The sequence below is a fragment of the Streptomyces sp. NPDC107454 genome, from assembly GCF_055582885.1.
Genome location: NZ_JBVJPA010000010.1, coordinates 349,905 through 371,129, shown reverse-complemented (window position 1 = coordinate 371,129; position 21,225 = coordinate 349,905). Strand labels below are relative to the sequence as shown.

Here is a 21,225-nt window from a genome sequence, read left to right as displayed (position 1 = left end):
CCCGAGCAGGACAGTGTCGGACTCAATCGTATGTACGAACGCTCGCCTTCGCTCTGGAACCGCTTCACGCGGGCTCTGTGGGGGCCTCGGCCGGTGGCAGCAGGGACTCCCGCATCTTGGGGAGGATGTTGGTGACGTAGTCCTCCACGGCGGTGTCCAGGCCGATGTCGTGCTGGGCCTGCTCGGACAGATACCAGCGGTGTTCGAGGAGCTCGTGGTAGATCTCGGCCGGGTCCATGGTGCCGCGCAGGTCCAGCGGCACCGCCCGGACGGTCGGCCGGAACACGTCCCGCACCCAGCGGTGGGCGAGGACCTCCGGGCGGGCAGCCAGGGGATCGCCGGGCGCGTAGTCGTCCTGGGTGGCCATCCAGCTCTCCAGGTCGTTCAGGAGCCGGCGCGCCTGGTTCTCCTCGGCGTCGAGGCCGGTCAGCCGCAGCAGCTGGCGCTGGTGGTGGCCCGCGTCGACGACCTTCGGCACGAAGGTCACCGTGTCCCCGTTCGAGGAGTGCGCGATCTGCATCTCGGCGACGTCGAAACCGAGGTCGTTCAGGCGGCGGATCCGCCGGTCGATGTAGTGGTGCTTGCCCGCAGGGTAGACGGACGTGCGGGTCAGCTCGTCCCACAGGCTCTGGTAGCGCGCGCAGATCTCCAGGCCGAACTCGATCGGGTCGACGGAGGGGTGCAGGGCCCCCGCCGCCTCCAGGTCCAGCAGCTCCCCACTGATGTTGACGCGGGCGAGATCGAGGTCGTACTCCCGTTGCCCACTGCTCAGTTGCGGGTGCAGCTCCCCGGTCTCGGCGTCCACGAGATACGCCGCGTACGCTCCGGCATCGCGCCGGAACAGCGTGTTCGACAGCGAGCAGTCGCCCCACGCGAACCCCGCCAGATGCAGCCGCACCAGCAGCACCGCCAGCGCGTCCATCAGGCGGTGCATGGTGGCGGGCCGCATGGTCGTCTCGAACATCGACCGGTACGGCATCGAGCCACCCAGGTGCCGAGTGATGAGGACGGGCTCCAGGGGGCCGCCCTCGCCGTCGGTGCGCCCGGTGACCACGGCGAGCGGGTCCACGGCGGGGATGGAGAGCCGGTCCAGGCTGCGCAGCATTTCGTACTCGCGCAGGGCGGGCCGCTCGGCCAGCTCCTTGACCGCCACGACTTCGGTCCCGGCGCGCGCGTAGCGCACCACGTGCCGCGAGATGCCGCGGGGGAGCGGGACCAGGTAGTGCTCCGGCCACTCTTCCAGTGGCAGTTGCCAGGGCAGTTCGAGCAGGAGCGCGGGGTGCTCCGGGTTGGTGGCGCTGATCTGCAAAGCCATCGACGGGCTGCCCTCACCTCGGGGTCGAACGTGTACCTGGCCCCAGCATCTACGAATGATCCCCGAGGCGGAAGACGCGGCGGGCGTTGCCCGACAGGAACAGCTCGGTGGTCTCCTCGTCGAGGCGCAGGTCAGGAAGGTGTTCCAGCGCCTGACTCGGCGTGATCATGGGGTAGTTGGAGCCGAAGAGGACCTTGCGCCGTCCCCGTCCGCGCAGATAGTCGACCAGTTCGGTCGGGTAGCGGCGGGCGGTGTAGGCGCTGGTGTCGATGTGGACGTTGGCGTGTTTGTCGGCCACCGAGATCATTTCCGTGGTCCACGGGTAGCCGATGTGCCCGCAGACGATGGTCAGCTCGGGGAAGTCCAGCGCGACCTGGTCGATGTACGGGATCGGCCGGCCCGTCTCGGAGGGGCGCAGCGGTCCGGTGTGCCCGACCTGGGTGCAGAACGGGATGCCGAGCTCGACGCAGGCGGTGTACAGCGGGTAGTAGAGCCGGTCGGTGGGCGGCAGCTGCCACAGCCACGGCACGATCCTGAGGGCCACGAAGCCCAGCTCCCGGACGGCCCGCCGCAGCTCCCGCACGGCCGCGACGGGCCGGGTCAGGTCCACGCCCGCGACCCCGCGCAGCCGCCCCTCGGACCGGGCGACGAACGCGGCGACCTCGTCGTTGCCGATCAGGGGCCCCTGCGGCCCGTACCAGGCCGCGGACAGCCCGATCTCCACGTCGGCAGCCGCGAGCGCCGCCACCGTGACCTTCACCGGAAGCGGCTCGTCCAGCAGCCTCATGCCGGTCCAGCGGCGCAGCGACTCGAACATCTCGTGGTTGGAGTGGCGCAGTGTGGGGTGCTGCATCCACGCGTCGACGACCGGCATGATCCCGTACCCTCCTCGGGGCTTGTGGCTAAGCGATTGCTTATCCCGTCCCTGGATCCGACCCTAGAGGGATCCGCGCGCGGAGTCAGCGCTTCACGGGAACCATGGGGGAGGAACCGAGGACCGAGAGGACTCCGCCATGCCGACACGGGCACAGACGCAGGAACCGCAGACCGATCTGGACGCGCGCTACAGCTCCCCCGGGGCCACCGCCGCACCCTGGGCCGAGGCCGTCTCCCGCCTGGAGAAGGCCGAGATCTTCTGGCTGGCGACGGTGCGCCCGGACGGCCGGCCCCACGTGACCCCACTGATGTCGGTGTGGCTGAACGGGGCGCTCCACTTCGCCACCGGCGCGCGGGAGCGCAAGGGGCTGAACCTCGCCGCCAACCCGCACGTCGTGCTCACCACCGGCACCAACGCCTACGGCGAGGGCCCCGACCTGGTGGTCGAGGGCGACGCGGTCCGGATCACCGACGAGAAGCGGCTGGCCGAGCTGGCGGCGGCGTGGGAGGCGAAGTACGGCCCGCAGTGGCACTTCGAGGTGCGCAACGGGGCCTTCGACTCCGCCACGGCGGCTGCGGCGCCGCCGTCGACGGAGGAAGCCGGGGACGCGGGCCTCGCCCTGGTCTTCGAGGTGGTGCCCCACACCGTCTTCGGCTTCGGCAGGGGCAAGAGTTTCAGCCAGACCTGTTATCGCTTCACCCGCTGACCATGGCATCGACGAGAGCCGTCAGCGCGGAGGCGAGTCGTGGGAACCCCGGGCCCGTGGGGCCTCCAGGCTCGGTCATGTACGTGTCCCGCCGGATCTCCACCATCAGGGCGGTGACCCGCGGCTCCCGCTCGTAGAAGCGCAGCGGGACGTACGCGCCGGAGAACGGGCTGTCGATCCCGACGCCGCTCAGGCCCGCGAACGCCTTCTCGGCGAGGGCGACCAGCTCGGGCGGTGTGTGGAAGGAGTCGGTTCCCAGACAGACCTGCGGTCGCGGACCGTCGCCGTGCAGCTCGTACGGCAGCCGGGCCGTCGGATAGGAGTGGACGTCGACGATCACCGCCCGCCCGGTGACGGCGAGCCGGTCGGCCACCGCCGCGGTCATGGCCGCCGCGTACGGGTGGAAGTAGCGCTCGATCAGTGGCCGCGGGTCGGCGTCGGCGGGCCGCAGCGGTGTGCGCCGGGTCGTCCGGGTGTAGACCGCGCCCATTCCGACGGACAGCATCTCCTCCCGTTCGTCGGGAAAGCGTTCGGGATCGACCACGAGCCGGGACAGCCGGTTCACGAACCGCCATGGTGTGACCTCGGCCGCTCGTGCCGCGGTCGCGGCCAGATCCGCGGTGTGCGCGTCCGTGATGTGGTCCAACTCCCGCTCCAGCGCGGCGTCGTCGAGCGCGATACCGGCGCGCACCGGCGCCGGAATGTGCCGCGAGGAGTGCGGGACGTGCAGGATGACGGGGGAGTGGGTGGCACCGGGCAGGAGCTCGAAGGACGTCTCGTTGCGGTCAGGAGTCTGGTTCACGTGAGATTCCTATCGCAGCCCGGCCCCCACCGCTCACCTCAGCGCACGCCGCCACCGCCGTGGCGCGCGTAGTGCTCGATCAAGGCCGCCCGGGTCGTCTCCAGCCGGTGCGCGAGGATCGCGGCGATGGTCCGGGTCAGCGACAGTTCCAGAACCGGATCCCGCTCGCACAGCGCGCGCACCTCCGCGGCATCGAACTCGTACGCGCGTACAGGACTGAACGCCTCGGCGCCGAAGTCCCAGTGGTGCGGCGGGAACAGCCACGACCAGCCGAGCAGATCGCCGGGCCCCAGCGTCGCCACGGAGATGCGGCGCTCGCCGACGACCCGCTGGTACAGGGAGACCGTTCCGGAGCGGACCACCCAGAAGCGGTCCGCGATTCCCCCTGCCTCGAAGATCTTTCCGTCCGCCGGGAAGGAGACCTCCCGGGCCAGGGACATCAGCCGTTCCCTGTGGTCGGGGGAGAGGGCGGGCAGCAGCCGGAGAGCAGTGGGCATCGCGGACCTCCATCGCACCGCCGCAGGGCCCCATGGACGCGACGGCACATGTCGTACCGGTGTATCCCGTCACCTCCATTGGACCGGCAACCGCGGAATTCGTCGCGCCGGGGGACCGGATCGAGACCGTGCGCCCTTCCGTGAGCCGCTCAGGGCAGTGGTTGTTCGGCCCAGATGACCTTGCCCGCCGGGGTGTAGCGGGTGCCCCAGCGTTCGGCGAGCTGGGCGACGAGGAACAGGCCGCGTCCGCCCTCGTCCATGGTGGCCGCGTACCGCAGGCGGGGTGAGGTGCTGCTGTTGTCCGAGACCTCGCAGATCAGGCTGCGGTCACGCAGCACGCGGACCTGGATGGTGCCACTGCCGTAGCGGATGGCGTTCGTGACCAGTTCGCTGAGGATCAGCTCGGTGGTGAACGCCATGTCGTCGAGGCCCCACTCCGCCAGCTGCCGGGTGACCGAGGCGCGTACCTCGCCCACCGCCGCCGGTTCGGACGGCACCTGCCATTCGGCGATGTGCTCGGCGCCGAGCGCGCGGGTGCCCGCGACGATCAGGGCGATGTCGTCGCACGGGCGGTCAGGGAGCAGGGCGTCCAGAACCGCCTGGCAGGTGTCGTCCGGTGACCGGTCGGCCCCCGTGAGGGCGGCGCGCAGCAGCTCGAGCCCCTCGTCGATGTCCCGTTCCCTGTCCTCGACGAGTCCGTCCGTGTAGAGCACCAGGCGGCTGCCCTCCGCCAGCTTGAGCTCGGCCGTCTCGAACGGCAGTCCCCCGAGCCCCAGCGGGGGGCCGGCGGGCACGTCGGGGAACTCCACGCTGCCGTCGGGACGGATCAGCGCCGGGGGCGGATGGCCGGCCCGGGCGACCGTGCAGAGCTGGGAGGCCGGGTCGTAGACGGCGTACAGGCAGGTGGCGCCGGTGATCGCGGCGCTGGGGTCCGCCGACGCCTCGTCCTGGTCGATGCGGCAGACCAGCTCGTCGAGGAGCCCGATGATCTCGTCGGGCGGCAGGTCAAGGGCGGAGAAGTTGTGGACGGCGGTCCGCAGGCGTCCCATCGTGGCCGCCGCGTGCAGTCCGTGGCCGACGACATCCCCCACGACGACGGCGACCCGGGCGCCGGACAGCGGCAGGACGTCGAACCAGTCGCCGCCCACCCCCGCCTGCGCCGGAAGATAGCGGTAGGCGATGTCCAGGGCGCTCTGCTCGGGCAGATTGCGCGGCAGCAGACTGCGCTGCAGCGTCACGGCCATGGTGTGCTCGCGCGTGTAGCGGCGTGCGTTGTCGATGGAGACGGCGGCACGGGCGACCAGTTCCTCGGCGAGGGCCAGCTCCTCCTCGTCGAAGGGCTCGGGCTTGCGGGAGCGCCAGAAGTTGACGACGCCCATCACCAGTGGGCCCACTCGCAGGGGCACGGTGATGAGCGAGTGGATGCCGTACTCCACCACCTGCGTCGTGCGTTCCAGGTCCTGGGCGAGCCAGCCGGGGGCCTCTTCCAGGTCGGGCTCGACGACGGCCTCGCCCGTGCGCAGGCTCCGGGCCTGGGGGGTGGAGGCGATGAAGCGGATCTTCTCGCCCACCGGGTAGAGCGGGGCGTCCTCGCGAATACCGCTGCACGCGGTGCGGCGCAACTCGGTGACCCCGTCGGGCTCCTCCCCGTTCAGTACGGCGTCCGCCAGGTCCACGGTCGCGAAGTCCGCGAACCGCGGAACGGCCACCTCGGCCAGCGTCTCGGCGGTGCGGGTCACGTCCAGACTGGTGCCGACGCCCACCCCGATGTCGTACAGGAGCTTGAGGCGCTCGCGCGCCACCTCGGCCCGGCCGGACAGCGCGCGCAGCTCGGTCGAGTCGCGCAGGGTGGCGACACTGCCGGGCGGGCCGCCCTGGAGGTCCGTGGGCCGCTGGTTGATGGCCAGCAGCCGGTCCCCGACCAGGTGCACCTCGTCCGTGGCGATCCGTCCCGAGGACAGCAGCTCGGCGGTGTCCGCCTCGAGGCCCAGTTCCAGGACATGCCGCCCCTCGGCGTCGGGGGGCAGGTCGAGGAGGCGCTGTGCCTCGTCGTTGGCGAGCAGCAGCCGTCCCTCGCCGCCGGCGATGATCACGCCCTCGCGGACGGCGTGCAGCACCGCGTCGTGGTGCTCGTACATGCGGGTCATCTCGTACGGGCCCAGGCCGTGTGTCTGGCGCAGCAGGCGTCGGCTCACCAGCGCCGTACCCCCGAGGGCGAGGGCGAGGGCGGCGGCCGCGGCGCCCAGCAGGAGGGGCAGCTGCCGGTCCGCGACACCGCCCACGTTGGCGGTCGTGATACCGGCCGACACCATGCCCACGACCTTGCCGTCGGGTGCCTTGACGGGAACCGTGGCCTGCACCAGCGGCCCGATGGTCCCGTTGATCTCCTCGGTGATGGAGTGGCCGGCCAGCACGGGGGCGGTGTTCCCGACGAACTTCTTGCCGATCCGGTCCGGTTTGGGGTGGGTGTAGCGGATCCCGTCGGTGTTCATCACGACGATGAAGTCCACGTGGGACTGCTTGCGGGCGGCCTCGGCCTGCGGCTGCAGCACGAGCGTGGGGTGGGAGCTGCTCAGCGCCTCACGGATGCCGGGCGCGTGGGCGAACGTCTCGGCGACGGCCAGCGAACGATTGCGGGCCTCCTGCGTGCTGTCGTGCCGTACCTGCAGCACCAGCGCCACCACCGCCGAGACGATCAGCAGCAGCACGATCACCACTTGCAGCACGAACACCTGGCCCGCGACGCTGCGCCCGCCCAGCGCCGACCGCGGTCCCCACGCGGGTCTGCGCCCCGCGCGCGGACCGCCTGGGCGAGGGGTCGACCGAGCCCGGGATCGACCCAAGAGCCGGACCATGTGCCTATGTCTACACTGCCGGGCGCCCCGAGGCGAGAGGCGGCGCACGGTGTGACAGAGGCCGGTCGGGGCCCGTGGCACGGGCCGCTCGGCGAGTGCTGCTGTCGGGCTGATCTGGCCGCATCATGGAGGGGGGTCGATTTGCCCGCCTATGTAACTCTGGCTTGTCTCGGGTACGGGAGGTCGTCATGCACACTCCGGACCGCTACCGGTTGATCTTCACCCATCAGGAATCAGGCGTCGGCGTCATCACCGACGAGGTGGTCGTCGAACGGACCGACACCCTTGGACCGGGCGGGAACCCGGTGTACTGCGACCCCACCGGCATACTCCGCGCCGAGATCAGCACAGCGGGGGAAGTGCGGATGCTGGCCAGCGGCGGCTACCAGTCGCCGATGGTGCCCACCGCCGAACCACTGCCCTGACCGCCCGGCCCAGGGCTTGTCCGGCGGATCATGCCGGAGACGCGAGCTTACGCCGTAGACGCGGGGTTGGAAGACGCCGTCACTTTCCTCCGACCTGATCCGCCGGACAGGCCCTGGCCCGCGACGAGCCGGTCGCGGGCCAGGTCAGTACGGCCAGGGCGCCGAGTGTGAGCACTCCGCCGAACAGGAACGTGCCACGCACCCCGGCGGCGTGGAGCAGGGCGCCGCCGCTCAGCGCACCCGCCGCGACGCCCGCGTTGAAGGCGGCCGAGTTCGCCGCCAGGGCGAGTTCCGTGCGCCCGGGTGCGACGTGGAGGACCTGGCTCTGCGTGGCCATGACGACGGGCCCCACCGACGCGCCCAGCAGCATCATCAGGGCGACGGCCGCCACCTCGCTGCGCCCGCCGTCCACGTACAGCCCGAGCAGCGCCACCGCCTGGGTCGCCACCGGGACCGTCAGGGTCGCGCGCGGGAAGCGGTCGAGGAGCGGTCCTGCCGCCGTGACGCCCGCGATGCCCGCCGCCCCGAACGCCAGCAGCACGGCGCTCACGGAATCCCTGGGAAAACCGCTCACCTCGTCGAGGAAGGCGACGACGTACGTGAATCCAGCGAAGGCGCCGGTGGCCGACAGCGCGGTGGTCGCCAGCACCACGGCGAACCGGCGGACGTCGGGAGTCGCCCCGTACGCCGCGTGCCCCGCGTCCGGGCGCGAGGTCGGCAGCAGGACGGCGACGGCGACGAGCGTGACGAGGCCGAACGCGCCGAGCACCACGAAGGGTGCACGCCAGCCGCTGTGCCCGCCCAGCCAGGTACCCGCCGGAACCCCGAGCACCGTGGCGAGCGAGCCCCCGACGGACAGCAGCCCGATCACCCGCCCGCGCCGCTCGGGCGGGAACAACCCCACGGCGACCGGACCCATGACCGCCCAGAACAGTGCCTGGGCCAGCGCGGTCGCGATCCGCGCCGCGAGCAGGAAGCCGTACGAGACACCGCTCAGCGCCGACATCCAGCTGGCCGCCACGAGCAGTCCCAGCAGGCCCGACAGCAGCTGGCGGCGAGGGATCGACCGGGTCAGGTGGGCGACGGGCAGCGAGACGACGGCCACGGTCAGGCCGTACCCGGTGACCAGCAGCCCGACGGAGGAGAGCGACACACGCAGGTCCTCCGCGATGAGCGGGAGCAGTCCGACGGGCAGATTCTCCGTGGTGTTGAAGGTGAACGCGGCCAGCATGAGCGCGGCGACGACGGCGGCCCTGCGCCAGGCCTTGAGACGAACGCTCGCCATCCACGAGCCTTTCTGCGAAGGGGTGTTGAGGGGGTGCTGAAGGGGGGCGGGCGGCCGGAGGCGGCCACGGGCCAGCCTGCGGTGCCGCCGCCCGGCCCACTACTCTTTCGGCTGGAGCCGAATCGCCCCTCCCGACCCCGTGAGCTCGGCCGAAGACCCGTCGGAGACTGTTTTGCCGCTGACCCTGCACCTCGGCACCGGCGATCTGACGCGCTGCCGGTTCGCGGTGTCCCCGCTCTGCCAGACGCACGAGGCGCTGCGCATGCTGCGGCGCCCGGACCGGCACGCCTTCCACCGGGACTGGCTGCGGCGCGTGCGCGGCATCGTGGCGGGCCTGGACCTGGCGGAGCTGTGGCTGTTCATCCCCCGCAAGGGCGGTTACACCCCGGACTTCCTCGGACCGCCGCCACGGACGCCGAACGCCTCCTTCGAGGAGGAGCTGGCCCTGATGCGCGCCACCGACCCCGCCATGGCCCGTACGGAACTGGCGCGTTCGCTCGCCTGCACACCCGGCGCCGCCGCATCGCCGTACGGGCGGGCGGCGTTGGAGGACCCGGCGGGCACCGTGCGGCGCCTCGCCGACCTCACCGAGCGGGCCTGGCACGCGCTCCTCGCGCCGGACTGGCCCCGCCACCAGGCGCTCCTGGAGTCCGATATCGCCTACCGCTCACGGCAGTTGGCGGACGGCGGCCTCGAGGCGCTCTTCGGCGACCTGCACCCGGAGATCGGGTGGGCGGACGACACCCTCACCCTGCGCATGTACGCCGACCTGAAGGAGGCGCAGGGGGCCGACGGGCGGGGTGTGCTGCTGATGCCCAGTGTCTTCGTGCGGCCGGACGCGGTGAGCGGCTTCGCCCGGCCCTGGCAGCCGACGGTGATCTATCCGGCCCGGGGCACGGGCGGCCCGCCGACCGGTGCCGCTCCCGACGAGGCGCCCGCCGCGCTGGCCCGGCTGCTCGGACCCCACCGCGCCGCCGTCCTCGTCGGCCTCGACGGTCCCGCCTCGACCACGACCCTGGCGAACCGCCACGGTCTGGCCCTCTCGTCCGTCTCGTCCCACCTCTCGGTGCTGCGCGAGGCCGGGCTGCTGGTGTCGCACCGACAGGGGCAGTACGTCCTCTACGAGCGCACGGCGCTGGGGGACGCGCTGGCAGCCGGGGCCCGATGAGCTACGCGGCGCTCTTGCAGGTGACGGTGAAGTGCGCTCCGTCGGGGTCGGTCAGGATGGCCTCGGTCGAGCCGAGGCCCTGCTGGTGGGCCGTGCCGCCGTGGGCGCGGGCGGCGCGGGCGGCGGCCTCGACGTCGTCGACGGTGAAGTGGATCTGCCAGTGCGGCCGGATCGTCGGGTCGGGCGCCGCCTCGACCGCGCCGGAGTGGATACGGGCCACGACGTCGCCCCGGCTGCGCAGCACGACCTCGTTGTCCTCGTAGCGCACCTCGCAGGACCCGGGGGCCGAGGACGCCCACTCCAGGACCTCCGCGTAGAAGATGGCGGCGTCGAAGGCGTCACGGGTGTGCAGCCGTACGAAGACCGGTGCCGCCCGGCGCCACTCCTCCCAGCCGGCCACCAGCTCGCCCTCCCAGATGCCGAACACCGCTCCGTCCCGGTCGGCCAGCAGAGCCGCCCGGCCCGGCGGGAACGAGATCGGCCCCACCGCGGTCGTACCCCCGCGCTCCTGACTGCGCGACACGGTCTCGTCCGCACTCGCCACCGCGAAATACGGGGTCCACGTGGCCATTCTCTCTCCGATGCCGGACATCGCCGAGACCCCGGCGACCGGCACCCCGTTGGCCCGGGCGAACCGGTAGTCCTTGCCCAGCCTGCCCGTGTGCCACTCCCAGCCCAGCACGGCGTGGTAAAAGTCCTGCGCGGCCCGCAGATCGCGTGTGGCCAGGCTGACCCAGCAGGGCGCTCCGAACACCGAGTGGCTGGAGACAACCGCACGGGCGAGTGTTCCGTCGCTCTTCATCGCTGTACCGTCCTGACCTCACTGGCAGACAGCGGCTGGAGACGAGTACTCCGGGATATCGGTGGCGTACGGCACGCGACCGGCACCCGCCCAGCCCAGGGAGGCCTTCCGCACCGGAAGGCCTCCGACGGCTCAGGAGTACCCGCGAATACGCTGTCTCATCAGCTCCAGCATCCCCCGCCTCGGCGTCCTACGCACCATACAACGACATAAACGGGCATAAGCGGATCTATCCTAGGGGTCGCTCGAAGGTCAGGAGCAGCCCCTCCACCGCGCCGGGGCCTATGCGGCCCTTGACATCGGCGGACGTGATCGCCTTGAGCGCCCAGCCGTCCCCGGCGTGCTTGTTCAGAACCTTCTCCAGCTTGTCGCTGTCCAGCGCGTCGCCGATGAGCGACTCCCGGAAGGTGACGACCTTGTACTCGTACGTGTAAGCGTTGCTCATGACTGCGGGGTTCTCCTGCGGTTCGAACGGTTTGGCCGCGCCCACCCAATCACTGTTCGATGCCGTGGCACAGGGGAGGGGCCGGTCCGTACGGATACCTTTGGCGAAGCTTCATGGAGGGTCGGTCCGGGGTATGGGGAAGGACCGGCCGCGCGGAGGGAACTCATGGACACAGCACCGGGTAACGGCCACATACGCGCGACCGAAAAGCCCTACGGAGGCACGGCCGCCGGCGAAGGGGACGCGGACGGCTTCGCCGGGCTGCGGGCGCGCGACTTCGGCTACCTCGACGAGGGGGGCCACACCTACCTCGACCACACGGGCGCCGGGCTTCCGCCACGCTCGCTCGTCACGGGGAGTGCCGAACGGATCACCGGCGGGTTATTCGGCAACCCGCACTCCGAGAGCCCGGCCTCCCGCGCTTCGGGAGTGCTGCTCGCGGAGGCCCGCCGTGCGGTGCTCCGGCACTTCGGCGCGGACCCCGCCGAGTACGCCGTGATCTTCACGCCCAACGCCACGGGCGCGCTGCGCCTGGTCGGCGAGGCGTATCCGTTCGCGCGCGGCAGCAGGCTGGTGATGTCGCTGGACAACCACAACTCGGTCAACGGTCTGCGCGAGTACGCGCGGGCCAGGGGCGCCGCGACGGCGTACGTCCCCGTGAGCGGGCCCGGACTGCGGATCGACGAGGAACGGCTGTGGGACGCGCTCACCGCGCGCGGACGCGGTCCCGGGCGTCACCTGAGCCGCCTGGGACGGCGTGGTGGCGGGGGGCCGCGGGGGCTGCTGGCCTACCCGGCCCAGAGCAACTTCACCGGCGTCCAGCATCCGCTGGAGTGGATCGCGCGGGCGAGGGAGCAGGGCTACGACGTCCTGCTGGACGCGGCCGCCTTCGTGCCGACGAACCCGCTCGACCTCGGCCGGTTCCACCCGGACTTCACCGTGGTCAGCTGGTACAAGGTCTTCGGCCACCCCACCGGCATCGGCAGCCTGATCGCCCGCCGGGAGGCCCTCGCCAAGCTGCGCCGACCCTGGTTCTCGGGTGGCACGATCTACGCGGTCAGCGCGCAGGCCCAGTGGCACGTCCTCGCGGACGACGAGGCGGCCTTCGAGGACGGCACGGTGAACTTCCTGTCCGTCCCGGACGTCACCGCCGGGCTGGAGTGGATCGACCGCCTCGGCATGGACCGGGTGCACGCCCACGTCTCTACCCTCACCGGCCAACTGCTCACCGGCCTGAGCGCGTTGCGCCACAGCGACGGTTCCCCGATGGCCCGCGTGTACGGCCCCCTGGACGCCGGGGCGGCCCGTGGCGGCACGGTCGCGCTCAACCTGTTGGGTGCGGACGGCCGGATCGTCGACGAACGCGTCGTCACCCGGGACAGCGCCGCACGCGGCATCTCCCTGCGGACCGGCTGCTTCTGCAACCCGGGTGCCGGCGAGGCGGCGTTCGCACTGCCGCTGCGCCGGCTGCGCTCGGCAGCGGGCAGGCAACTCGGTTCGATGGAGGAGTACTTGGACCTGCTTGAGCTGCCTTCGGCGGGTGCCGTCCGCATCTCCCTGGGCGTGTCGTCCCAGCCCAGGGACATCGAGACGTTCCTGACGTTCGTGACCCAGACCTACCGCGACCGGGTACCGGGGGTGACGGGGCTGGCGGCCCGGGTGGGGTGCTGAGGGTCTGGCGGGGGTGACGGTCGTCCTGGGCCTGCGAAGGGGCTGCGCCGAGGGCGGGGCGGTCGAGGCGACGGGCAGCCCGGCGTACGGGGGCGGCGCGTCCGGGTATCCGGACGCGCCCCGCGGACGCCGCCGCCGGTTCACCGAAGCCGCCCGTGGCCGCCGGGCCCGGCGCTCAGCGGCCCGCCCGGCTCCGTACCGCGCCCTCCCGGCACTTGCGCACCAGGACCGCCCACGTCGCCGCGAGGAACAGCACCGCGAACCCCGCGAGGATCAACCAGCCGCGGCTCGCCGGATGACCGAACGAGTCCCCGTACGAGTCCAGCAGCGGCGGTCCCAGGGGCGACGCGCCCGTGCGCCACAGCGACTCCAGGCCGACGCCGCTGCCCAGTGCCTCGAACGCCCACCGGTTGGTCATCGCCCAGCTGATCGCCTCCCCGGCACCGGTCATCCGCGGCACCGGCACGAACGCCCCCGAGAACAGCACCTGCGGGAAGCACAGCAGCGGCAGCATCAGCGTCGCCTGGCCCGGCTCCGTCACCGCGGCCGAGGCCAGCAGGCCCAGCGCGAGGGCCGCCGCCGAGGCCAGCACGCTCGACACGAACAGCGAACCGTACGTGCCCCATCCCGCCGCGGGCAGCCGGTCCAGCGCCCGCAGCACCACCAGCAGCAGTACGTCGGCGACCGCGAGCACCGGCAGCATGGTGGTCAGCTTCGACGCGACGTAGGGACCGATCCGCAGCCCGGCCAGCCATTCCCGGCGCAGCACGGGCAGTTCCGTGCAGATCTGCAGCAGCCCGTACGTCAGGCCGAAGAAGAACGCGCCGAACGCGATCCAGAACATGATCATCGCGGTCGATCCGGGGTCGGGCGCCACGCGATCGAAAGCGCCCGCCCGGAACAGCACCGCGAACATCGCCACGATCATCACCGGCGAACCGGCGAGGACGGCGACGGAGAGCCGGTTGTGCAGGAGGAGCGCGGTGCCGCGACGGGTGAGCAGCGCCCATTGACGCAGGGCACCGACACGCCGGACGGGAACCGGAGGCGACGGTGTGTCGGCTTGGGGTACGTCGTCCGGCGGCGCGGCGCGCTCGACGCGTACGCCCTGGGCCACCGCCTCGTACACCTCCTCGACCGTGCCCACCCCGAACGCCCCGCGCAGCGAACCCGGTTCACCGGCGTACGCGACCTCGCCGTCGGGGGAGAGGAACACCACCTGGTCGCCGCGGAGCAGATCGGCGAGCGTGTGAGTGGTGAGGACGACGGTGGTGCCGTCCTCGGCCAGCGCGCGCAGGGTCCGCAGCAGGGCGGCACCGGTCACCGGGTCGAGCCCGGAGGTGGGCTCGTCGAGGAAGAGCACACGGGGGCGGGTGAGCAACTCGGCGGCGATACTGGCCCGTTTGCGCTCCCCGCCGCTCAGCGCGCGCACGGGCGTCGCCGCCCGGGAGGAGAGGCCGAGCGCCTCCAGGACCCGGTCCACGCCCGCCGCGACGGACTCGGGCGTCGTGCCCGGCGGCATGCGCAGACCCGCCGCGTACACCAGCGTCCGGCGCAGCGGCAGCTCGCGGTGGATGATGTCCTCCTGCGGCACGAACCCGAACTCGGGCCCCGGCGGGCCGGGTCGCGTCCCGTCGTGCAGGACCGTCCCCTCCGTCGGTGCGCGCAGCCCGGCGAGCGTCTGCAAGAGGATCGTCTTGCCCGCCCCGCTGCTCCCGGCGATCACGGTGAGCCGCCCGGGCGCGACGTCGAGGGACACGTCGTGCAGGACGTCCCCAGCGCCGTGGATGCGCTGTCCCACCGAACGTGCCTGTAGGCGCAGGCCGTTGACCGAGGTGGCGGAGGCTTCGGTGGACGAGGACGGCTGTATGGGCGTCGGCATGGGTGCAGCATGCCAGGGGGTGGCGCACCGCGCGGCTCAACCGTACGCGCACGCTCCCGCGGGACGCGGCGTTCCACGCGGGCTACCCCGGCGTCGCGAACCCCGGCGACCGGGCAGGCTCCGGGCGATGGACGCCGCGCGGCCGGTACGCGAGCCGGTCCGCCACGCCCACCAGATCCGCGAGCAGCCATACGATCGCGAGCCACATCTCGGTGCCCTGGAGCCCCGGCTCGCGGCCCGGACCCCCACCGCCCTCGCCCGCCGGACCGAAACCGAATCCGGCGCCGTCCCGCCACCGCCCCAGCGCCCGCGTCAGCTGTTCCTCGGCCCACGCCCGCACCTCGGCCGCCCGATGCCCGCCGCGCCGTCCCGCGAGCCACAGGGGATGGGCCACGTCCAGCACGTTGCAGGCGTTCTCGCGGCCGGCCGCGAACCAGCGCTGATCGCGGCCATGGGCCAGTACGGTGTCCACGACCCGCTCCGCGTAGGGCACATCGAGCCCGAACTGGGCGTAGGTGCCCCGGGTGAGCCGGTAGTAGCCGTTGACCAGCTGCAACCGGCCCGCGGCGGGCGACCCGGCGGTGCCCCACATCCCCGTCCACGGGTCCACCCGTGTGGTGAGCCAGCCGAACAGCGCCTCCAGCGTCCCCGGCTCCCCGTCCTCGACGCCGAGCTCCAGATTGCGATGGGCGCCGGTCGCCCAGCAGTCCACCCACGCACCGGCGGACCAGGTCCGCGTCCGCCACGGCAGTGACTCCAGTCGCGCGAGCAGCTGACCAGCTGTCATGCGCCGCACCACGTGCACTGGTTGGGCGAGGCGGGAGCCCAGCAGGTCCAGGGCGTAGCCCACGGCCAGCACGTGGTACTCGGCGGTGCCGTCATCGATCCAGCCGTCGGCGGCCGGGGCGGGAAGCACGCCCCCACCGCCGTCCGGAGCGAACTCGGGCACCAGCCCACTGCCCGGATCCTGAAGAGCGCGCAGCCGCGCGGCGTGTTCGTCGGCGGCCAACTGCTCCGGAGGGGAGCCCAGCAGCAGGTCGGCGATCTCGACGGCGTCGCAGTGCGCTCGAACGGTCGCGGGAGCGCCCGGCCGGTCGGCGTAGCGACCGGTGTCAGGGTCCCAGCACCGGGCGACGAGATCTGCGGCCTGCGCCCGGGCCCGTTCCGCGAACCGGGCGACGGCGTCCCCCAGGTCGCCCGACAGGTGCCCCGGGCGGTCGACCGACAGGTCGTCCGAGAGTCCCCCCGGCAGCTCGCCCGAGGCCGCTCGACCCCGTCGTGGTCCGCCTTGGGCGCGGCGATCGCGCAGGGGGCGGGCCGGGTTGCCCGCCGCGACCGTCCACGGCGCGAGATCCTTGGTGACGACCGCGCCCGCGCCCACGACGCAGTGGTCGCCGATCGCCACCCCGTCCAGTACGACCACGTGCGAGCCGATCCACACGTCGTCGCCGACGGTGATGCCCTTGCTGGTGAGGGGTTGCCGGTGCACCGGCAGGTCTGGGGCGAAGCCGTGGTTGAAGCCGAGCAGCGAACTGTGCGCGCCGATCCGGACCCCGTCACCGAGGGTGACCCGGCCCCGGACCGTGGCGTACGGGTTGACCGTGCAGTCGTCGCCCGCGGTCACCTCACCGGTGACGTAGGCGTGCCCGGCGATGTAGGAGTCGCTGCCCAGGCGGAGTGTGTCGGTGAAGACCCCGGCGGCCGGAGAGACGTAACAACGCGGCCCGAGACGCGCGCCTGATTCCGCCAGCCGTCGCTGGTGCGCGTCCTGCGCGTCCCGCTGCCCGGCGGAGGCACGGCCTGCGAAGTCCCAGGGGCAGAAGTCGAAGTAGGCGTCATCGAGAGCGGTTTCCGCGTTCATCGCACGGGAGTCTAGAGAGCGCTTGCTGTCCGGGCAACGCCCGCCGATGCCGCCTCCACGCGCTGCCGCCTCCGTTCGCTGCCGCCTCCGTGCGACGCGGCTCTTCCGTGAGCTGCGGCTCCTGCGCGCGACGCGGCCGACGTCGTCGGGAATCGGCCCGGGCTGCGACCGCACACCCCGTGATGGTGTACCGCCGCAGCCCGGAACACTCCGTGGGACCCGCGTCGGAGCACACGCGGGCTCCCCCATCCCCGCGGCGTGACGACCGGTCCGCACGTCGTGTCGTGATCCTGCAATCCCCGGCCATTCATGTCAACTGCTCTAGCCGAGTACGGCTATTGGAGTATCTTCCGCTCTGGCTGGCCGGGCCCGGCAACGGATAAAGTCCCGGAAGTCAACGTGCAGTTCCCCCCGTCCGACACCAGGAGACCCGCCGGTGAGAGAAACGCGCCGAGCGCTCGCCGAGACCCTCAGCCGGATCGGCTCCCTCATCGGGGACGGGCGAAGCCGCGACGACGTGCTCGACGTGGAACAGCTCTCGAGCGAAAGCGGCGTCCCGCGAGACGTCGTCCGGATGCTCCTGGACGGCGAGGAACCACCCGCCGAGGACATCACCGACCGGATCGTCCGCCGCATCGTCCACCTGCGCGAGACGCGCCTGCGCCCCGACGGGACCCGTCACTCCTACGACGAGATCGCCGCCTCCTACGGGGCCTCCCGGGCATCCCTGTCGAACCTCGTCAACAGCCGCCGGAAGACACCTTCGCCGCAGGTGACTTCGCAGCAGGTGCTCTCGCAGCAGGTGTCCTCGGGCCAGGTGCCCTCGCAGCAGACGGGGGAGCGGCGCCCGGCCCGCTCCGGTGGCCCGTTGGCGTCCACCCAGGCCGGCATCGAGACGTTCTTCTTCGGCCAGCCCAACGGCTGGCTCTCCGCCGAACCGCAGGCCTCGCTCGACCACGCTCTCCAGTCCGTCCTGCGCGGCCTGGAGGGAGAGGCGGCCGATCCGATGGCTCGGCTGCGCAGTACACACGGACTGAGGCAGTTGGCCGCGCGCGCCCCTCAATTGGCCGAAGAAGAGCTTCAGTTGGTCACTGACTGGATCGACACCATCCTGCAGCGCAGAAACGCGCAGCGGGTACGCGGTTCGGAATCGGACAGTGCGCACACCGAAGGGCACTGATCGTGGGGGCACCCGGTCGTACGCAGGCACGTCGCCGCCCGGGGCGGGAAGCCCACGCCGCGCCGTCCGCCGGGCGCGACCACCGGCAGGCGTCCTGCGCGCGGGCCGGAGCGCGTCCGGAACGCATCGGACGCGCCAGTCCCGGATGCGCGTGTATCCCGTTTGATCGGTATTTGATCCCCCGCAGCTTGCTGCACACCGCAGACCCTGGCGTGGCCGACAAGGCACCTTGTTTGGCATATTGACAGGCCGAGTTGGGCGTACCTTCGGCCGAGGGGTGCAGGCAGGGTGGGATCGGCGGGCGTCGTGCGACGGTGCCCCATGCTGAGGTAGTTCGCGGGGGAGAGCGGTGCGCACAGGCAGAGCCAAGGAGATGCGGAACCTGATCGGCCAGTTGGCCGACGGAGTGAGCCTGCCCGTACCCGCCGCTCCTGACGCGCTGTTCGACGCGCTCATCGCCGTGGTCGCCGACATCAGGGGGCGTGAGGTCGTCCTCCTCAAAGAGGAGTTCCCGCACCGCACCGCCACGGGACTGTGGCTCGACATGCCGGACCACGACATCGTCCTCGTCGACAAGCGGGCGGCGCCCGTCCACCAACTGGCCATCCTCTGCCACGAGATCTGGCACATGATCAAGGGAGACTGCGGCCACCACGCCGCCGGGATCCCCGTCGCCGCACGCGTGCTGAGCGACCGGGCCGATGTGCAGCGGACGGTGAGGGCCGTGGCCGCGCGGACCGAGTTCCACGAACGGTCGGAGCAGGAAGCCGAGACCTTCGCCCTGCGGGCGGTGACGCAGCTGCGGATCTGGCTGGATGGGGAACCGGACAGCCTCGCCACGGACCGGTCCCAGATCGCCGGCCGGATCGGCGCCTCACTGGGACACCGCCGGTCCCAGGTCTGAGCCGTGAACGCCTCGCGCTACTACATACCCGCGCTGGCCCTGTGGGCCGGCCTCGGAGTGAAACTGCCGGATCTGATCCGAACCTGGCGCGACCCCCTGGTCCGTTCGGTCTGTTGGGTGATCTTCCTCGGCGGTGCCGGATTCCTCTTCGCCGCCCCGCCCACCGTCGCCGCCGTGAACAGAGCGAGCGGCATCCCGAACCTCGCCGCCCCGCTGGACTACGTCATCGTCAGCGCCTACAGCGCCGCCTGCCTGCTGCTGATCCTTCACTGGCGCGGCGGGCCGGCCGACCACGTACGCCGCCTCGCCCGACGCTGGCAGATCGGCTACAGCGTGCTGATCACCTTGATCGTCGTCCTCTTCGTGGCCGGGCACGCCCCCGTCGAGCGCCGTACGGACCTCGACACCTACTACGCCACCACGCCCTGGATCGGGCAGATGATCGCGCTGTACCTGCTCGGTCACATCACCGCGGCGGTGGCCACCACGGCGCTGTGCCGGCGCTGGGCGCTGGAGGTGCGCGGATGGCTGCGGGCCGGACTGTGGCTCCTCGTGGCCGGATGGCTGCTGGACCTGTCCTTCAGCACCCTGAAGCTGACCGCGGTGGCGGCGCGGTGGTCCGGCGGGGACTGGGACGTGCTGAGCACCAGCCTGGCGCCCGGCATGGCGAGCCTGGCCGCCACCGTCGCCACCGTCGGCTTCACGGTGCCGCTGTTCGGGCCGCGGCTGGGCCTGCTCCGGCGCACCGTGGTGACCTGGCGGCGCCTCGGCCCGCTGTGGCACGAACTCGGCGGCGCCTCTCCCGGGAGTCCGCTCGCCGCTCCGATCCCCTGGCATTCGTCGTACGCCGTGCGGCTCACCCGGCGTGAGGCCGGCATTCAGGACGGGCTGAACCTTCTTCGCCCGCATCTCGACGAGCGGATCCGGGCCCGGGCGCAGTCAGCGGCTCGGTCCGCGGGACACGGCGACGAGGACGCCTCCCGCATCGGCCTCGCCGCGATGATCGCCGCCGCCGTTCGGGTCCACCCCGACGGCAGGCCCGCCGAAACCGCCGTACTCGACCACTCCGCGGGCCTCATGGCGCGCGCCACCTTGACGGGTGTGGCGCAGGCGCTGCGTACGTCCCCCATCGTCGCGGCGGCCCGCGCGGCCGCCGCTGCCCCCGCTGACGAAAGAACCCCGTCATGAGCCCGCACGGCGTGCCTCCGCGCCGGTCCGTCCCGCCACCGGACACGTCACGGCGGGCCACGACGCCCTTTCCGCCGTCCGATCGACCGGTCCCACGTACATCCCCGGAAGGCAGGCAGGCCTAGTGGACAGCGGCATCGTCTTCTACATACCCGGCGTTCTTCTCCTGGTCGCCGCGGGACTGAAGCTGTCGGCGGGCACGGGCCTGTGGCGGGATTCCCTGGTCGCGCCGAGCAACGCGATCCTGCTGGTCGGCTCCGCCGTGTGTGTGCTGTCCGCTCCGCCCACGATCCGGTACGTCAATGACGCGACAGGCGTCGCGAACTTCAGCGCCCCGCTGGTGTACGCCGGCATGACGGCGCTCAGTGCGAGCTACCTCGTCCTCATGATCCGGTGGAAGGGCGGCCCCCCTGAGACGCAACAGCGCGCCGCCCGGCTCGTACTGGGCGTCTACACACTGGTCATCGCGGGAATCTGGGTCCTGTTCGGCCTGGCCGAGGTCCCCGTGGAACGGACCCAGGACCTGGACACGTACTACGCCAACACGCCCTGCATGCGGGAAATGATCATGCTGTACATGGTCGCGCACACGGCCGCCACCGTCGCTCTCGCCGTCATGAGCATGAGCTGGCTGCGAGAGGTGCGCGGCGTGACCCGAGTCGGTCTGATCCTGCTCATCGTCGGCCTGACGTTCGACTCGGGCTACCAGATCGCCAAGTACACGGCCATGGCCGCCCGCTGGAACGGCGTGGACTGGGATTTCCTCTCCACCGACGTGTCCCCACCGCTCGTCATGCTCGCCGGCGTCACCACCGCCGCCGGCTTCGCCGTCCCCCGGATCGGGCCGCCGGCGGTCGACAATCTGCGCGCGTGGAAGCGCTACCGGCTCCTGAAGCCCCTCTGGGCGGAGCTGCAGACGCTGCGCGCGCCGACCGAGGGGATCATCCGCTGGTGGGACCCACCGGTCGTGCGCCTGGCACGCCAGGAGATCGCCATCTGGGACGGCGTTCTGGCCTGCGCGCCCTATCTCGACGACCAGGTGCGCACGACCGCGTACACCGAGGCCGTGGCGTCGCTCGCCGCCGAGGGCGCCTCCGGAGCCCGGTCACCGCACCAGGCCACGGTGGTGGCCGAGGCGGCCATGCTGGCCGCGGCCCGTGTACAGGTCCTCCAAGACGGTCGCGCGGAGGTACCGGCGAGAGCGGGAACCCTGGAGTCCATCTCCAGACCGCAACGGATGGTACTGCTGTCGCGCGCGCTGTCCTCGTCCCCGATTGTCGCCCGAGCACGACGGCAGGCCGCCGCCCGTACGGCCGTCGGCCGTGACTGAGACTCCCGCTCCCCGCAACAGAAAAGAGTGCA

General features: G+C 72.0%; 18 protein-coding genes. 8 read left to right on the top strand and 10 right to left on the bottom strand.

The annotated features are described in order from the left end of the window. Positions 1-64 precede the first annotated feature (64 nt). Complete coding sequence (locus tag ACZ69M_RS27190; protein WP_470053757.1) at positions 65-1,315, bottom strand: DUF4032 domain-containing protein; 1,251 nt, start codon at positions 1,313-1,315, stop codon at positions 65-67. 49 nt (positions 1,316-1,364) lie between these two features. Continuing rightward, complete coding sequence (locus tag ACZ69M_RS27185) at positions 1,365-2,189, bottom strand: amidohydrolase family protein (protein WP_470053755.1); 825 nt, start codon at positions 2,187-2,189, stop codon at positions 1,365-1,367. Positions 2,190-2,328: 139 nt separating this feature from the next. Between ACZ69M_RS27185 and ACZ69M_RS27180 the strand changes: the two genes are divergently transcribed. Continuing rightward, positions 2,329-2,898, top strand: coding sequence for a pyridoxamine 5'-phosphate oxidase family protein (locus tag ACZ69M_RS27180; protein WP_470053753.1), 570 nt, complete (start codon positions 2,329-2,331; stop codon positions 2,896-2,898). Here ACZ69M_RS27180 and ACZ69M_RS27175 read toward each other — a convergent pair. From ACZ69M_RS27175 to ACZ69M_RS27165, 3 genes are all read right to left on the bottom strand, one after another. Then, positions 2,888-3,700, bottom strand: coding sequence for an N-formylglutamate amidohydrolase (locus ACZ69M_RS27175; protein ID WP_470053751.1), 813 nt, complete (start codon positions 3,698-3,700; stop codon positions 2,888-2,890). The genes ACZ69M_RS27180 and ACZ69M_RS27175 overlap by 11 nt on opposite strands. 38 nt (positions 3,701-3,738) lie before the next feature. Then, on the bottom strand, positions 3,739-4,197 hold the full coding sequence (locus tag ACZ69M_RS27170) for a cyclic nucleotide-binding domain-containing protein (RefSeq protein WP_470053749.1): 459 nt from the start codon (positions 4,195-4,197) through the stop codon (positions 3,739-3,741). A 149-nt stretch (positions 4,198-4,346) separates the two neighbouring features. Beyond that, positions 4,347-7,052 (bottom strand): SpoIIE family protein phosphatase, encoded by a 2,706-nt coding sequence (locus tag ACZ69M_RS27165; protein ID WP_470053747.1) that lies wholly within the window; start codon positions 7,050-7,052, stop codon positions 4,347-4,349. Between the two features lie 188 nt (positions 7,053-7,240). Between ACZ69M_RS27165 and ACZ69M_RS27160 the strand changes: the two genes are divergently transcribed. Then, positions 7,241-7,477: a DUF6296 family protein gene (locus ACZ69M_RS27160; RefSeq protein WP_352052947.1), complete on the top strand. Its 237-nt coding sequence runs from the start codon at positions 7,241-7,243 to the stop codon at positions 7,475-7,477. 79 nt (positions 7,478-7,556) lie between these two features. On the opposite strand, the gene ACZ69M_RS27155 is transcribed toward ACZ69M_RS27160, so the two are convergent. Further along, positions 7,557-8,762 carry an MFS transporter gene (locus tag ACZ69M_RS27155; RefSeq protein ID WP_470053745.1) on the bottom strand — a complete coding sequence of 402 codons (1,206 nt, stop codon included), beginning with the start codon at positions 8,760-8,762 and terminating at the stop codon, positions 7,557-7,559. Between the two features lie 172 nt (positions 8,763-8,934). Here ACZ69M_RS27155 and ACZ69M_RS27150 point away from each other — a divergent pair, with 172 nt between their 5' ends. Next, positions 8,935-9,930, top strand: a complete 996-nt coding sequence (locus ACZ69M_RS27150) for a DUF5937 family protein (protein WP_470053744.1) — start codon at positions 8,935-8,937, stop codon at positions 9,928-9,930. 1 nt (position 9,931) lies between these two features. Here the strand turns inward: ACZ69M_RS27150 and ACZ69M_RS27145 are convergent, their stop codons facing one another. Together ACZ69M_RS27145 and ACZ69M_RS27140 are read right to left on the bottom strand one after the other, a co-directional pair. Further along, a complete protein-coding gene (locus tag ACZ69M_RS27145; RefSeq protein ID WP_470053742.1) occupies positions 9,932-10,732 on the bottom strand; it encodes a VOC family protein in 801 nt (266 codons plus the stop codon). Between the two features lie 229 nt (positions 10,733-10,961). Further along, a complete protein-coding gene (locus ACZ69M_RS27140) occupies positions 10,962-11,177 on the bottom strand; it encodes a DUF4177 domain-containing protein (RefSeq protein ID WP_060898994.1) in 216 nt (71 codons plus the stop codon). Between the two features lie 165 nt (positions 11,178-11,342). Here ACZ69M_RS27140 and ACZ69M_RS27135 point away from each other — a divergent pair, with 165 nt between their 5' ends. Beyond that, positions 11,343-12,848 (top strand): aminotransferase class V-fold PLP-dependent enzyme, encoded by a 1,506-nt coding sequence (locus tag ACZ69M_RS27135; protein ID WP_470053740.1) that lies wholly within the window; start codon positions 11,343-11,345, stop codon positions 12,846-12,848. 175 nt (positions 12,849-13,023) lie between these two features. Here ACZ69M_RS27135 and ACZ69M_RS27130 read toward each other — a convergent pair whose 3' ends face one another. Next, a complete protein-coding gene (locus tag ACZ69M_RS27130; protein WP_470053738.1) occupies positions 13,024-14,730 on the bottom strand; it encodes an ATP-binding cassette domain-containing protein in 1,707 nt (568 codons plus the stop codon). Positions 14,731-14,812: 82 nt separating this feature from the next. After that, positions 14,813-16,591: an acyltransferase gene (locus ACZ69M_RS27125; RefSeq protein ID WP_470053736.1), complete on the bottom strand. Its 1,779-nt coding sequence runs from the start codon at positions 16,589-16,591 to the stop codon at positions 14,813-14,815. 436 nt (positions 16,592-17,027) lie between these two features. Here ACZ69M_RS27125 and ACZ69M_RS27120 point away from each other — a divergent pair, with 436 nt between their 5' ends. The 4 genes from ACZ69M_RS27120 (at position 17,028) to ACZ69M_RS27105 (ending at position 21,193) form a co-directional block, all read left to right on the top strand. Then, positions 17,028-17,771, top strand: coding sequence for a hypothetical protein (locus ACZ69M_RS27120; protein ID WP_470053734.1), 744 nt, complete (start codon positions 17,028-17,030; stop codon positions 17,769-17,771). 349 nt (positions 17,772-18,120) lie between these two features. Further along, positions 18,121-18,675: a toxin-antitoxin system, toxin component gene (locus tag ACZ69M_RS27115; RefSeq protein WP_470053732.1), complete on the top strand. Its 555-nt coding sequence runs from the start codon at positions 18,121-18,123 to the stop codon at positions 18,673-18,675. Positions 18,676-18,678: 3 nt separating this feature from the next. After that, complete coding sequence (locus tag ACZ69M_RS27110; RefSeq protein WP_470053730.1) at positions 18,679-19,863, top strand: MAB_1171c family putative transporter; 1,185 nt, start codon at positions 18,679-18,681, stop codon at positions 19,861-19,863. Positions 19,864-19,987: 124 nt separating this feature from the next. After that, entirely contained in the window at positions 19,988-21,193 is a 1,206-nt protein-coding gene (locus ACZ69M_RS27105) for a DUF6545 domain-containing protein (protein WP_470053728.1), read from the top strand. Positions 21,194-21,225: the final 32 nt, after the last annotated feature.